This is a genomic window from Pseudoalteromonas sp. SR41-8 (assembly GCF_014163915.1).
GTDB lineage: Bacteria > Pseudomonadota > Gammaproteobacteria > Enterobacterales > Alteromonadaceae > Pseudoalteromonas > Pseudoalteromonas rhizosphaerae.
The window spans coordinates 1-374 of the sequence record NZ_JACJEE010000095.1 but is presented as its reverse complement, the minus strand read 5'-3'; the positions used below and the strand labels follow the sequence as shown (position 1 = coordinate 374).

Here is a 374-nt window from a genome sequence, read left to right as displayed (position 1 = left end):
CCGATTGAGGTTGATGGCCGGATCAATGCTGTAGAAGATGGCAGTGTATTGATCACCGGCTCTGGCGCAGAAGCCAATGCCAGTGTCAGTGTGACTATCAGCGATGGTTCGAATAACCAATCGCGTACTGTGACGGCTGATGGCGCAGGTACATGGACTATCAGTGGTAGTGAGTTTGATGTCAGCAGCTTTAACGATGGCACGCTCACCGTCAGCGCCACACAATCGGATACAGCGGGCAATACTTCAAGTGCAGCCAGCACCTCAGTGATTTTAGATAACGCAGCACCGAATGCCTTGACCATAACGACCCCGATTGAGGTTGATGGCCGGATCAATGCCGTAGAAGATGACAGTGTATTGATCACCGGCTC

Annotated in this window: 1 protein-coding gene; it reads left to right on the top strand. The window is 51.9% G+C overall.

The features are described from left to right. A partial coding sequence (locus H5162_RS21155) for an Ig-like domain-containing protein (RefSeq protein WP_220493649.1) occupies positions 1-374 on the top strand: 374 nt, incomplete at both ends.